This window comes from Vibrio sp. CDRSL-10 TSBA (assembly GCA_039696685.1).
Lineage (GTDB): Bacteria > Pseudomonadota > Gammaproteobacteria > Enterobacterales > Vibrionaceae > Vibrio.
This window is the reverse complement of record CP155565.1, coordinates 1,332,405-1,345,131: the sequence shown is the minus strand read 5'-3', so window position 1 is coordinate 1,345,131 and position 12,727 is coordinate 1,332,405. Positions and strand designations below refer to the sequence as shown.

Below are 12,727 nucleotides of genomic sequence, written 5' to 3'. Positions count from 1 at the left end.
GCACAAATTTAAGCGGAAAGCGCACTACTGATAGCAGGGGTTGGTTCCATCAGCACCTGAATACCTTTTTCTTCCAGTTCCTGACGCACGCTGAGGGGAAAAGAGGCATCAGTCACAATCACATCAAACATCTGGATATCGAGTGCGTGGAATGTGGCGACTTTGCCATATTTGGACGAATCAGAGACCAGAATCACTTTCTGACCGGCAGCGGCCACCGCTTTTTTCACAATCACTTTTGGCTCACTCGGGGTGGAAATACCGCGCAGGTTCCAGGATGAGGTCGAAACAAACGAGACATCCACGTTCATGCCAGCCAGAAAATCCGCCACTTTACTGCCAACGCAGGATTGGTTTTCGCGGTCGATTCGTCCGCCGGTGTGATACAGATTGCTTTCGCTGTTGTGCATCAGGTAAGCCGCAATCACAAAATCGTTAGTGATAAACAACAAATCATCCCGCGCCGCCAGGTGATGCGCAATCTCCAGCGTCGTGGTACCGGCATCTAAATAGACGGTCGCATTGCGCGGCACCAGCCGACTGGCGATCTGACCAATCTGAGCTTTTTCATCGGCGTGCTGGGTCGCCTTGGCATCATGGGAAGGTTCATGATGTAACACAGTACTTAACTGCACGCCGCCGGACACAGACAGCACCTTGCCCTGCTTTTCCAGCTTGGCGATATCACGCCGAATGGTCATGTGTGATACAGCCAACTGCTCTACCAGTTCATTGATGCTGATAACTTCTTGCTGTGAAAGGAGTGACAAAATGGTTTTGTGGCGTTCTGCTGGAATCATAGTGGCTTACGTGACAAATAATGATAACCCCATCTTATCAGCCAAGCTTACATCTGTGAAGTTGTGTTAACTATTGTGAAAAAGTCCCCCCAAACATGCTCTACTCTGCTCATATCGCTGTGATTTAGGTGTTAGTTTTCACATTATTGTTACTGAATGGTAATTTTTGTGAGTAGCACCACAGGAAAAAGCGCACAAATTCACATATAATCACACCAAAGAACACAAATTAACATTTTTAAAACGATTAGAGCGAGATATTCACATGGATAATCAAACAGTTAAATCAGTTGCTGTTATCGGCTTAGGCTCGATGGGGATGGGTGCAGCAAAATCCTGTGTGCGCGCCGGACTGGATGTATACGGTGTCGACCTCAACCCGACGGCACTGGAAACATTAGGTAACTACGGTGCCAAAGCCGTCGCCAATGATGCCAAGCAGTTCGCTCAAGAATTGGATGCGGTACTGCTGCTGGTGATCAACGCCAAACAAGTCAAAGCCGTACTGTTTGATTCTGGTCTGGCTGCCAACCTGAAACCGAAAACCGCGGTGATGGTCTCAGCAACCATCTCAGCCCAGGATGCGAAAGAGATCGAAGCAGGCCTGAATGCCTACGACCTGTTGATGCTGGATGCGCCGGTATCCGGCGGTGCGGTCAAAGCGGAAGCCGGTGAGATGACCATCATGGCCTCCGGCTCAGAGCAGGCGTTTGCCAAACTGGCACCGGTACTGGAAGCCACTGCGGGCAAAGTTTACAACATCGGCACTGAAATTGGCCTGGGTGCCACAGTCAAGATCATCCACCAACTGCTGGCAGGCGTGCATATTGCAGCAGGCGCTGAAGCGATGGCGCTGGCCGCGCGTGCCAATATTCCACTCGATCTGATGTACGACGTGGTGACCAACGCAGCCGGCAATTCCTGGATGTTTGAAAACCGCATGAAACACGTCGTCGACGGCGACTACTCACCGAAATCCATGGTCGATATTTTCGTTAAAGATCTCAATCTGGTCGCCGACACGGCGCAAGATCTGCGCTTCCCGCTGCCGCTGGCCAGCACCGCACTCAACATGTTTACTTCGGCCAGCAACGCAGGTTACGGCCAGCAGGATGACAGTGCCGTGATCAAGATCTTTGATGGCATCAACCTACCAGGCACGGAGAAGTAATTATGTTACTCGGAGTCATCGCAGACGATTTTACCGGCGCCACTGATATCGCAGGTTTTCTGGTTGAAAACGGTATGCGCACTGTACAGCTCAACGGCGTACCGGCGGCAGACACCAAAGTAGATGCCGATGCGGTTGTGGTAAGCCTTAAGTCCCGTTCATGCCCGGCTGAGCAGGCCATCAGCCAGTCACTGACTGCACTACGCTGGCTGCAGGATCAGGGCTGCCAGCAGTTCTACTTCAAATACTGCTCGACGTTCGACAGCACCGAGCAAGGCAACATTGGTCCTGTGACCGATGCTTTGCTCGACGCTCTTAATGAATCTTTCACCATTGTGTGTCCTGCTCTGCCGGTCAATGGCCGCACGGTATTTAATGGTCATCTGTTTGTCTTGGGCGAAACCGCTCAATGAATCCGGCATGCGTCACCATCCGGTAACCCCGATGACCGACTCCAGTGTGGTTCGCCTGATGGACAGACAGTCTAAAGGTCAAACCGGCCTGGTGAACTATCAGGTGATCGAGCAAGGCGCGCAGGCGGTAGTTGATCAGTTCGCAACATTGCAGCAGAGCGGTAAGCGCTACGCGGTGGTCGATGCCTTCAACAGTACTCACCTGACCACTCTGGGTCAGGCAGCCAAATCACTCAAACTGATTACCGGAGGCTCGGGCCTCGCGGCAGGCATTGCCCAGAACTGGGCGCAACATCTGGCCGATCAGAGTGATGCCAAAGCGGCAGGCCTGCCGCAGGCCGCATCCAGTGTCGTGCTATCCGGATCCTGCTCACTGATGACCAACAAGCAGGTCAGTCATTACCAAGCAATAGCCCCTTCATTGGCGGTCGACGTTGAGGCTTGTCTGAACGATGACAATTACGTTCAGCAGGTGTTTGAGTGGGTCACCTCCAACCTGAACGGCGCACGCGCTCCTATGGTGTACGCCACCGCAGACGCGGACAAACTGCAGGCCATTCAGACCCGCTATGGCTCAGTCGTATCCAGCGAGGCAGTAGAGCTGTTCTTCAGCCGCCTGGCCCATCAGCTACAGGAATTCGGCGTACGCAATTTTATCGTCGCGGGCGGAGAAACCTCCGGCACCGTCACTCAAAGCCTGGGCGTCAAAGGCTTCCATATCGGGCCGCAAATTGCCCCTGGCGTGCCTTGGCTGAAATCAATCGATGGCTCACTGTCTCTGGCACTTAAGTCAGGCAATTTTGGCGATGAGCAATTCTTTACCACAGCGCAGGATTTTTATTCATGACCGAACAACAACTGAGAGAACAAATGGTGCGTCTTGCGCGTTCGATGTTTGAACGCGGCTACGCAACCGGCGGGGCGGGTAACCTGTCTCTGAAGCTGCCGGATGGCAATTTTCTTGCGACACCAACCGGCTCATCGTTTGGCCGCCTGGTGGCTGAAGAGCTGTCTGTGGTCGATATTGAAGGAAACCTGATATCCGGCAAACGCGCATCGAAAGAAGTCGCGTTTCACCTCGCGATTTACCGCAATAATCCGAACTGCAATGCGATTGTGCACCTGCATTCCACGTATCTGACCGCGCTGTCGTGTCTCGATAACCTGGATTCAGACAATGCAATCCGTCCGTTCACACCGTACTACGTGATGCGCATCGGTCAGCTGCCGGTGATCCCTTATCTGCGTCCTGGTGAACCACGTATCGCAGAGGAACTGGCTAAACGCGCCGCCGATTATCGTGCGTTTCTGCTGGCCAACCACGGGCCGGTGGTGACCGGCTCCGACCTGGAAGATGCCGTCGATAACGCCGAAGAACTGGAAGAGACCGCGCGTCTGATGTTCCTGCTTGATAAACACCCGATCCGCTACCTGACTGACGCAGAAGTGGAAGACCTGAAAGGGAGAGGCAAATAATGGCTAAATTTGCAGCAAACCTCACCATGCTATTTACCGAAGTTCCGTTCCTGGAGCGCTTTGCCAAAGCGCATCAGGCCGGCTTCAAAGCGGTTGAATTTTTGTTCCCGTATCAGTTTGAGCCACAAGTACTGGCCGATGAACTGGCTAAATATGGTTTCGAACAAGCACTGTTTAACATGCCTCCGGGTGACTGGGATGGCGGCGAGAAAGGTCTGGCAGCCCTGCCAGGACGGGAGCAGGAGTTTAAGCAGAGCGTGGCCACGGCCCTGATGTACGCCAAAGCGCTGCAGTGTAAGAAAGTGCATGCCATGTCCGGCATCATCGATCCGGCTTACAGCAGGCAGCAGCATATCGACACGTTTATTGCCAATATCCGCTATGCCGCCGACATCTTCGCCGAGCATGGTATTGAACTGATGATTGAACCGCTCAACAGCCGTGATGTACCGAACTACTTCGTTGCCCATCAGCGCGAGGCGGTGGAACTCATCAAGGTGGTTGACCGTGCGAACGTCAAACTGCAACTGGATCTCTACCATGCCCAAATCATGGACGGGGACCTGGACGTACTGATCCGCGATCTGGCCCCGTTTACCGGCCACATCCAGATTGCCTCCGTGCCACACCGCAACGAACCGTGTGATGGCGAAACCAATTACCCATACCTGTTCGGTGTGCTCGACGACTCCGGCTATAACGGCTGGATCGGTTGTGAGTACAAACCGAAAACCACCACAGAGCAAGGTTTGGATTGGGTTAAACCTTACCTGTAACTAGTGAGCAACTTCCCTGCTAATGCCTGCCCTGGCGGCAAAGGCAGGGCCCTACACAACCGTAAGACGGACAAATTATAAAAAGGACAGAAAGATGGACGCTGCTTTAATTGGCATTATCCTTGGGATCCTGGCCATGATGGTCATGATCATCAAGACTCGTATCCCAGTGGCACTGGCAATGATCATCGCCAGTATTATCATGGGCTTGTTTGCTGGCATGGCGCCGACTGATTTGGTAAATGCGATCAAATCCGGTTTCGGAGGCGTGCTGGGAGGGATTGGCCTGATCATCGCCTTTGGTGTGATCATGGGCGCCTGTTTTGAACGCTCCGGTGCGGCGGTGCGCATGGCGAAAACCTTTGTGAAACTGTGCGGCAAAGGCCGTGAGGATGTCGCACTGGGTTTCACCGGCGTACTGGTTGCTATCCCGGTTTTCTGTGACTCTGCCTACATCATTCTTCATTCCCTTGTTCGCGCGATTTCGCGCAATACAGGCAAGTCTGCAGTTGGCCTTGGTGTGACACTGGCTCTGGGCCTGCTGATCACCCACGCTATGGTGCCGCCAACTCCGGGCCCGGTCGCCGTCGCGGGTATCCTGAATGTGGATCTGGGTGTTTACATGCTGTGGGGACTGATTGTTTCCGTGCCTATGATGCTGCTGTCCCTGATCTACATCCGTAAAGTGGGCAAAGAGTACTATCGTGTACCAAACGGTGAAAACTGGATCACCAGCCAGGCAGACTGGGCTAACCTGGAAAAAGTACAGGAAACCGATGACCGTCACCTGCCAGGTAACTTCCTGTCATTTGGCCCGATTCTGCTGCCTATTGTTCTGATCCTGGTCAATACTCTGGTCACGAAAGATGATTCGCTGTTCTACGCTGTGATCTCGCTGCTGGGTAACCCTGTCGTTGCAGTCGGTATTGGTGTTCTGCTTGCATTGTACGGTCTGACCCGTAACATCGAACGCACTGACATGATTGGCTCTATGGATGATGCACTGTCGACCACTGGTCTTATTCTGGTTGTAACCGGTTGCGGTGGCGCGATGGGCGCGGTACTGAAAGCATCTGGTGCCGGTCCTCAGGTTGCAGAAGCAATTGCCAGCAGTGGTATTCCGCCACTGTTAGTACCACTTGCGATTGCATCCATGCTGCGTCTGATCCAGGGTTTCTGCAACCGCCTCTATGATGGTGGCAGCAACCATGACTCTGCCACTGGTCGAGACCTTAGGTCTGGATCCGGTCTTTGTGGCACTGGCGTGTGCAGTCGGCCCGGTAGGTTTCTCGCACCTCAATGACTCCTACTTCCACATTATCAGCCGTACGCTGGGCATCACCGAGCTGGCGGATCAACTGAAAATCTGGTCGGTATCTTCAACCATTGCCTGGGCAATCGGTGCCAGCATCGTGATGATCCTCAACCTGATCTTTGGTAAACAGGGTACATTGCTTGACCCTGTGGTACCGTTTGTTGTGCTGGCCGCTCTGATGCTGTGGATGAAAAGCAAAGAGCCGAAAAAAGTACTGAAAGAAGCGCGCTAATCCGCACGCCAAATGATGACCAAGCCCCGCAAGGGGCTTTTTATTTTTTCACCGTTTGCGGCAGCGCCACCTGATGCTTAAAACATTCCAGCAGCATGTAAGAGTGCATGCCGGAAATAAACCGAGTTTGCAGCGTTTCATTGATCAAACGATTGAACTCGGTCATGGTGGCGCAGCTGACCTTCAGGGCAAAATCATTGTCACCGGTAATAGAATAACATTCATGAATAATCGCAGTCCGGGCAATTAAATCGAGTAGCTGCTGGCGGGCATCGGGCTCAGATTTTCGATACTGCACCATCACTAATGCATTGATATCAAACCCCGCTTTACTGCCGTTGAGCACCACAGAGTAGCGCTCAATAATCCCCGATTCTTCCAGCCGTTTCAGACGACGAAAACACTGCGATGCCGAAAGGTTAACCGCTTCGGCCAATTCAAGACGCGGAATCCGGCTGTCCTGCAGTAACAATTCCAGAATGCGCACATCCTGGCGGTCCAGTGCGATAGATTGCACGATATTTCCCTATAAAGTCCATTATATGACTGATTTATCGCATTGATCCGGTTATTTCAAGTTGAGGTTGCTCAGAAAGCGGCATCCATCAAAGCTTATACTTACTACTATCTGCTGGTTATGACTAACCTCTGCATAGTAATAAATTTTGGCCCGCTGAGCTGTGAGTAAACAGTCTGTGCCCTTACCCTACCCAAGGATGGAAACCATGAATACACTCGATTTGGATTTTGTGCGCCAGCAATTTCCGGCGTTTGCCGAGCCCTCTCTGTTGGATAAAGCCTTCTTTGAAAATGCCGGGGGATCTTATTTATGCCGTCAGGTACTGGAGAAATTTGACCACTACTTCCACCAGCTCAAAGTACAGCCTTATTACCCCAACCCGGTTTCAGCTCAAGCCGGGCAATGGATGGATGCCAGCTACCAGGCTCTTGCACCGTGGTTAAACTCAGCGGCAGACGAGATCTATTTTGGTCCGTCAACCTCACAAAACACTTATGTCCTGGCCAATGCGGTCATGGGATGGCTGCAATCCGGCGATGAAATCATCGTCACCAATCAGGATCACGAGGCCAACAGCGGCGCATGGCGCCGACTGGCAGAAACGCGGCATTGTGATTAAAGAGTGGGGCGTGAATCCCTCCACGGGCATGTTGGAACTCGACAGTCTACAGCCACTGCTCACCCCTGCCACCAAGTTACTTACCTTTCCGCACTGCTCCAATATCCTGGGTTATATTAATCCGGTGGCGGACATCTGCGCGCTGGCACGTCAGCATGATGTTCGAACCATAGTCGATGGCGTTTCCTTTGCCGGACACGGTCTGCCGGATGTCAAAGCGCTGGGCTGCGACATCTATCTGTTTTCTCTGTACAAGGTGTACGGTCCCCACCTGGGCGTGATGGTGATTCAAGCAGAGATGGCGGCCAAACTGGCGAATCAGGGCCACTATTTTAATGGTGAATTTCGTGAAAAACGTCTCTACCCGGCCGGACCAGATCACGCGCAAGTCGCGGCCGCCAAAGGAGTCGCCGATTATTTTGCAGCGATTTACCAACATCACTTTCCCGATCAGCCAGAGGCCAGTGCGACGCAAAAAGCGGAGGCGGTACGCGAGTTGCTGCATCAGGCCGAACTGACCACTCTGCAGCCGCTGCTTGAGTTTCTCAATCAGCATCCGGCGATCCGTATTATCGGTCCGGCCACGGCAGCGCAGCGTGCCCCAACGGTATCCATCACGGTTGATGGTGTTCTGCCGGCTGACCTGGCGAAGCAGTTGGGTGAAGAAGGTATCTTGTGTGGCGCCGGCCATTTTTACTCCTGCCGCCTGCTAGAGGCGATGGATATCAATCCGGCCGCCGGTGTCGTGCGCTTTTCCATGGTTCACAATAGTTCGCCAGCCGAAGTCGAGCGCCTGATCGCTACTCTATCGCGCCTGCTGCCAGCTTAATCAGCGCCGCAGAGCAAGGTCAGCTTATACTACCTTGCTCTGCGTTGCCGCCGGTTATTGCGCACGATTATTTTCACTGAAATGACAACATTCACTTGGTGCGTCGGGCGATTACTGCGACAATGGAGACCGTTTTTACCCAATTAATGGTTCAACATGAAACTTCTAGTCCGCAACCTGGCTCGCACCACAACCGAGCACGAAATTCGTCAGCTTTTCTCTGTTCACGGTACTGTAAAAGAATGCACTCTGGTGCTTGATCAGGAAACGGGTCAGTCGAAGGGCTTTGCGTTCGTTGAAATGCCTGAACAGGCAGAAGCCAAAGCAGCCATCGCCGCACTGAATATGACCAGTGTCGCCAAGAGCAAAATTCGCGTCAAAGCAGCGCAAAACTGATTCAGAAGCCAGCCTTAAACGCTGGCTTTTTGTTTCTCCAGACCGACTCACAGCTTGCCTTCTTGCGCTTCCAATGCGCGCAGGATTTTTCTGACGTTAACATCTTGCCCCACCTCACAGTGATAATCAGGCAAGACTTTCTGCAGCAGATCTTTCTCGATATAACCCGCCGAAATCTGAGCGCGTAACCGCCTGATCAATACTTCACGCGGCGAGCGTGGGGAGTAAAACACGGCCTGTGATGGTTTCACCTGCTTTGTAAACAGATACTCAAAAATGCGTTGTTGCCAGTCCATGCGATGAGTCCTCGCAGTTTATTGTATTTATCCTGCTGCCGGCGCAGCGTATCAACCTCGGGCATGTGTATAAAAAGGTAAAATCAAAGTTAAAACACGATTTACGACCATTTCGCCTCTTTTAGAGTAAAATTACCAATTTTTTATGGCGAATTCCCTGCAAGTATTGAACATGAACAGCAGAGAATCAAACCGGTTGATTCCATCGATTCGCCGGTTATTACCTTGCCAACTGACGGGTTTGAGCCCTCGGTAATTCTGCATCCTATCGCCGGGAGCCTGAACAGATGATTAAGTAAATCCTGATAAAACATTGAAAAAAAAGGGCCACGCAAGTTGTGCCTGCGCGGCCCGATAGAAACCGTTACTCAATGCTCAGCAGCAAAAGCCGCTTATTCTTTGGGCTCTCGTTTACTTTTTGGTACATAATTGAGAATCGAAATCGGCACCGGCTTTTTCGGTTCAAAGCCTTCCACTACTCTACGCTCGATCAGATGGCCCAGACGGCTTTCAATCATGCACAGATTTTTAAAATTGTCTTTGGAGACAAACGAGATCGCTTCACCACTGGCATTCGCCCGTCCGGTACGACCAATACGGTGCACGTATTCATCAGCCGGGAATGGCAAATCGTAGTTCACTACCCGCGACAATTCATGGATATCGATACCGCGCGCACCAACGCCAGTTGCGATCATATATTTAATCTTGCCGGCTTTAAAATCTTCCAGTAGCTGAACACGCACCGCCTGGCTGCGGCCACTGTGAAACGCTTCAGCATGAATACCACGTTTTTCCAGCTGTGATGCCAACTTGGCTGCGCCATGCTTGGTTTCGATAAAGATCAGCGCCTGATCCCAGTCATTTTCCTGAATCAGATGGCTGAGCAGCGCGGATTTCTTGTCTTTATCCACCGTCACCAGCCACTGTTCAATATTGGCCTTAGACGCCTGATTAGCAGCAATACTAATCTCATACGGATCATTAACAGCCGTCTTAGCCAGATCACGCACTTTGTGCGACAAAGTGGCCGAAAACAGCAGGAACTGTACCTCAGTGGGCAGACGATCGATGATTTTATTGATCGGTTCAATAAACCCCATGTCCAGCATGCGATCGGCTTCATCCAGCACCACCATTTCGATCTCTTCAAAATAGACCGCACGCTGCCCATACATATCCAACAGACGACCCGGCGTCGCCACCAGCACATCCACACCTTCAATCAGGCGTTGTTTTTGCGCTTTTTCATCCACGCCACCAAACATCGCCATCGACGTTAAACCGGTGTGTTGGCCGTATTGGGCTACTTTTTCCGCCACCTGAATCGCCAGTTTCCCGAGTCGGAACCAGAATTAAAGCGCGCACGCGTTTCTTGCGCTCAGTCTGACGGCCCTGCAGTTTGTGCAGGATCGGCAAAACAAAGCTGGCGGTTTTACCAGTACCGGTCTGCGCCGCCGCGATCAGATCCTGACCTTGCAGAATGACCGGAATGGCTTTGGTTTGAATGGTAGTAGGTTTTTGATAACCAAGTGCTGCCACAGCTTGTGTCAGGGCATCACTTAACCCCAGTTTGGAAAATGACATGGACGAACTCTGAATTAGTAACCGAAATGTAGAGCCAAACTCTACCTTAGCGCGCGATTCTAACATGAAGGCGACGATTTCCTGAATGATTTACCAAATCAGAATCAGGTTAGGCCGTAAAGAGAGCGTAAAGAGGACACACGCCCTCATCTAGCGGAAATTTAAACGGGACACACACCCATATTTAGCGACTAAACGTTACTCGCCATACATTTTATTTCGATACTAAAACCAATAAGTATCAAATTTAGTCTCACAGACGTTAAATGTGATACTTTAAGGCATGAACCTAATTCATCAGGCTCCTAAACTAACTGCAAATCAAAAGGAGCATTATCATGAATTCATTCGCTAAATCCGTTTTCGTTGCAGGCCTTATGGCAACCGCTTCCGCTCAGGCATTACAAATCACCAGTCAGGACATTCAAGAAGGTCACCCGATGGCTAAGACGTTTGAATTCTCCGGCTGGGGCTGCGATGGAGATAACCTGTCACCGCAATTAAGCTGGACAGACGTCCCTGCCGGCACCAAAAGTTTTGCTATCACGGCTTATGATCCCGATGCGCCTACCGGCAGTGGTTTCTGGCACTGGATGGCTTATGACCTGAACGCGTCTGTCACCTCGCTGCCACGCGGCGTCGATATTACAAAACTGGGTGGCAAAGAGGCCCGCATCGATTATGGTAAAGCTGGCTTTGGCGGCGCATGTCCGCCGGCCGGTGATGGCATGCACCGTTACCAGTTTACCGTCTGGGCCCTGCCAACAGACAAACTGGACGTCACCACCACCACGCCGCCGGCAGCGATTGGCTTTACCCTCAACAAAATCGCTCTGGGCAAAGCCACTCTGACCGCAACTTACACGAAATAGCAGCCAGCCCCGACACAAGACGGTTACGGCAGGCAACATTCCTTGCAGGGGGATCGATGAATCATCATTATCAAGTGACGCCATTTAGCGCCCGGCAATCACAAAAACTGCGTAATGTGCGTATTCACTCTCCTTGCCTGGTGCAGATCCTGACCGGCAGTAAGCGGCTCTACTGGCGCGAAACGGCGGTTGAGTTATCAGCGGCGCAGTTATTGATTTGTGAGCCGGGAGCATCACTGAGTTTTGAAAACCTGCCGCACAAAGGCGCGTTTTCATCACGCATGTTCAGTTTTCACTGCCTGCCTGAGCCCAGCATGCTGGAACTGAGCAGGCAGCGAGCTGACACCGGGTGCTCTGAAGTTATAGGGTTAGATAGTGCACTACGGGAGACCTTGCACGCTCTGGCCGGGTTTAATTTGGACGAGATGAGCCTCGCAACCCAGACCTTTTGGTTGATGGGGCTTTATCAGCAACTGGCGGAAAGAGGAGCGCTACATTGTCTGTTCCCCGATTCTGAGTTGTCATTCAGCCAGAAGTTAAGCCGCTATCTGGCCCTGACGCCGAGTCAGGATCATCCACTGGAAAATGTGGCCGAGCGGTTTGCTGTCAGCCGGGCAACCCTGATGCGCAAACTAAAGCAGGAAGGTACACAGTACCGGGAAATTCTGGCTGAAGTGCGCCTTAATCATGCGCTGGGGTTAATGCAGAAAGGTGATCACAACGTGGCCCTGCTGGCGCAGTTATGCGGTTATCAATCGGAGGGGCGTTTTAGTCAGCGCTTTAAAGCCAAATTTGGTTTAACGCCGCGCGAATATATTAAAACACTGCACTGCGCGACTTAGGAAGCAGATACAAAAAACGGACGCTTCAGAAGAAGAGTCCGTTGTTACCATGCGACAGAATAAGGTAGCCGCGATACATCCCGGGCAGCTACCCAAACCCCGTCTGATACTTCGGCTAAGGTAGCTTAACGTCAGCGATATCGAAATCAGCCGGTAACTGGTTATTCTCAAAGCGCCAGACGCCAGGTTCAACAAAGCGGCCACTTAACGGTTTATTCTTGTAAGTCACTTTCGGGCCAACAGATTGCTGCAGGCGGTAATAATGGGCGTACTGACCGGTTGCGTAACTGCGGCTCCATGATGGAGACGGATCAGTATCTATCACTTGAGACCAGCAGGAAGTATTCGACGTCCCGAACTGTGCGGTCCACATTAATGTGTCAATGGCCCACAGTAAGCCAAACGTGCTGACCGTAAACAGGATACAGTCGTCCGGATTACTGCCACGGTAGCTGTAATTCATCACACCTTGTTGTTCCATGACTTTGGCAGACACGCTCTCGGCGATCCCCAGATGAGAGTAGTAGCGGCCCTGCTGACGAAATACGATTTCCCATCCCTGCTTATTGACTTGATACTGATC

12 protein-coding genes and 3 pseudogenes are annotated in these 12,727 nt (G+C 51.9%); 10 read left to right on the top strand and 5 right to left on the bottom strand.

Annotation, left to right across the window (positions count from 1 at the left end; translation table 11 throughout):
• Nucleotides 1-8: 8 nt before the first annotated feature.
• Nucleotides 9-800, bottom strand: coding sequence for a DeoR/GlpR family DNA-binding transcription regulator (locus ABDK09_06550; protein XAW87786.1), 792 nt, complete (start codon nucleotides 798-800; stop codon nucleotides 9-11).
• A 265-nt stretch (nucleotides 801-1,065) separates the two neighbouring features.
• Here ABDK09_06550 and ltnD point away from each other — a divergent pair, with 265 nt between their 5' ends.
• The 5 genes and pseudogenes from ltnD (at nucleotide 1,066) to ABDK09_06525 (ending at nucleotide 6,183) form a co-directional block, all read left to right on the top strand.
• Complete coding sequence (gene ltnD, locus ABDK09_06545) at nucleotides 1,066-1,971, top strand: L-threonate dehydrogenase (protein XAW87785.1); 906 nt, start codon at nucleotides 1,066-1,068, stop codon at nucleotides 1,969-1,971.
• A 2-nt stretch (nucleotides 1,972-1,973) separates the two neighbouring features.
• Nucleotides 1,974-3,231, top strand: a pseudogene (gene otnK, locus ABDK09_06540) (3-oxo-tetronate kinase).
• The gene (locus ABDK09_06535) at nucleotides 3,228-3,860 is read left to right on the top strand and encodes an aldolase (GenBank protein XAW87784.1); all 633 of its coding nucleotides are present in this window, start codon (nucleotides 3,228-3,230) and stop codon (nucleotides 3,858-3,860) included. The pseudogene otnK and the gene ABDK09_06535 overlap by 4 nt, the downstream one beginning before the upstream one ends.
• Nucleotides 3,860-4,636, top strand: a complete 777-nt coding sequence (otnI, locus tag ABDK09_06530) for a 2-oxo-tetronate isomerase (protein ID XAW87783.1) — start codon at nucleotides 3,860-3,862, stop codon at nucleotides 4,634-4,636. The genes ABDK09_06535 and otnI overlap by 1 nt, the downstream gene beginning before the upstream one ends.
• Nucleotides 4,637-4,730: 94 nt before the next feature.
• Nucleotides 4,731-6,183, top strand: a pseudogene (locus ABDK09_06525) (SLC13 family permease).
• A gap of 40 nt (nucleotides 6,184-6,223) precedes the next feature.
• On the opposite strand, the gene ABDK09_06520 reads toward ABDK09_06525, so the two are convergent.
• Nucleotides 6,224-6,700, bottom strand: a complete 477-nt coding sequence (locus ABDK09_06520; protein ID XAW87782.1) for an Lrp/AsnC family transcriptional regulator — start codon at nucleotides 6,698-6,700, stop codon at nucleotides 6,224-6,226.
• 208 nt (nucleotides 6,701-6,908) lie between these two features.
• Between ABDK09_06520 and ABDK09_06515 the strand changes: the two genes are divergently transcribed.
• The 3 genes from ABDK09_06515 to ABDK09_06505 all read left to right on the top strand — a co-directional run bounded on the left by ABDK09_06515 (nucleotide 6,909) and on the right by ABDK09_06505 (nucleotide 8,547).
• Entirely contained in the window at nucleotides 6,909-7,322 is a 414-nt protein-coding gene (locus ABDK09_06515) for an aminotransferase class V-fold PLP-dependent enzyme (protein ID XAW87781.1), read from the top strand.
• Nucleotides 7,323-7,332: 10 nt separating this feature from the next.
• A complete protein-coding gene (locus ABDK09_06510) occupies nucleotides 7,333-8,151 on the top strand; it encodes an aminotransferase class V-fold PLP-dependent enzyme (GenBank protein XAW87780.1) in 819 nt (272 codons plus the stop codon).
• Nucleotides 8,152-8,307: 156 nt separating this feature from the next.
• Nucleotides 8,308-8,547: an RNA-binding protein gene (locus ABDK09_06505; GenBank protein XAW87779.1), complete on the top strand. Its 240-nt coding sequence runs from the start codon at nucleotides 8,308-8,310 to the stop codon at nucleotides 8,545-8,547.
• A 47-nt stretch (nucleotides 8,548-8,594) separates the two neighbouring features.
• Here ABDK09_06505 and ABDK09_06500 read toward each other — a convergent pair whose 3' ends face one another.
• On the bottom strand, nucleotides 8,595-8,843 hold the full coding sequence (locus tag ABDK09_06500) for a hypothetical protein (protein XAW87778.1): 249 nt from the start codon (nucleotides 8,841-8,843) through the stop codon (nucleotides 8,595-8,597).
• A gap of 392 nt (nucleotides 8,844-9,235) precedes the next feature.
• A pseudogene (locus tag ABDK09_06495) lies at nucleotides 9,236-10,430 on the bottom strand (DEAD/DEAH box helicase).
• Between the two features lie 338 nt (nucleotides 10,431-10,768).
• Between ABDK09_06495 and ABDK09_06490 the strand changes: the two are divergent.
• Together ABDK09_06490 and ABDK09_06485 are read left to right on the top strand one after the other, a co-directional pair.
• Nucleotides 10,769-11,302 (top strand): YbhB/YbcL family Raf kinase inhibitor-like protein, encoded by a 534-nt coding sequence (locus ABDK09_06490; protein ID XAW87777.1) that lies wholly within the window; start codon nucleotides 10,769-10,771, stop codon nucleotides 11,300-11,302.
• A gap of 56 nt (nucleotides 11,303-11,358) precedes the next feature.
• Nucleotides 11,359-12,144 (top strand): helix-turn-helix transcriptional regulator, encoded by a 786-nt coding sequence (locus ABDK09_06485; GenBank protein ID XAW87776.1) that lies wholly within the window; start codon nucleotides 11,359-11,361, stop codon nucleotides 12,142-12,144.
• 115 nt (nucleotides 12,145-12,259) lie between these two features.
• Here ABDK09_06485 and ABDK09_06480 read toward each other — a convergent pair whose 3' ends face one another.
• Nucleotides 12,260-12,640 carry a hypothetical protein gene (locus tag ABDK09_06480; GenBank protein XAW87775.1) on the bottom strand — a complete coding sequence of 127 codons (381 nt, stop codon included), beginning with the start codon at nucleotides 12,638-12,640 and terminating at the stop codon, nucleotides 12,260-12,262.
• Between the last annotated feature and the right edge of the window lie 87 nt (nucleotides 12,641-12,727).

What these genes read in the sequence shown, in the direction of transcription:
- ABDK09_06550 (XAW87786.1), bottom strand. Translation starts at nt 800, where the DNA reads ATGATTCCAGCAGAACGCCACAAAACCATTTTGTCACTCCTTTCACAG.
- ltnD (XAW87785.1), top strand. Translation starts at nt 1,066, where the DNA reads ATGGATAATCAAACAGTTAAATCAGTTGCTGTTATCGGCTTAGGCTCG.
- ABDK09_06535 (XAW87784.1), top strand. Translation starts at nt 3,228, where the DNA reads ATGACCGAACAACAACTGAGAGAACAAATGGTGCGTCTTGCGCGTTCG.
- otnI (XAW87783.1), top strand. Translation starts at nt 3,860, where the DNA reads ATGGCTAAATTTGCAGCAAACCTCACCATGCTATTTACCGAAGTTCCG.
- ABDK09_06515 (XAW87781.1), top strand. Translation starts at nt 6,909, where the DNA reads ATGAATACACTCGATTTGGATTTTGTGCGCCAGCAATTTCCGGCGTTT.
- ABDK09_06505 (XAW87779.1), top strand. Translation starts at nt 8,308, where the DNA reads ATGAAACTTCTAGTCCGCAACCTGGCTCGCACCACAACCGAGCACGAA.
- ABDK09_06500 (XAW87778.1), bottom strand. Translation starts at nt 8,843, where the DNA reads ATGGACTGGCAACAACGCATTTTTGAGTATCTGTTTACAAAGCAGGTG.
- ABDK09_06490 (XAW87777.1), top strand. Translation starts at nt 10,769, where the DNA reads ATGAATTCATTCGCTAAATCCGTTTTCGTTGCAGGCCTTATGGCAACC.
- ABDK09_06485 (XAW87776.1), top strand. Translation starts at nt 11,359, where the DNA reads ATGAATCATCATTATCAAGTGACGCCATTTAGCGCCCGGCAATCACAA.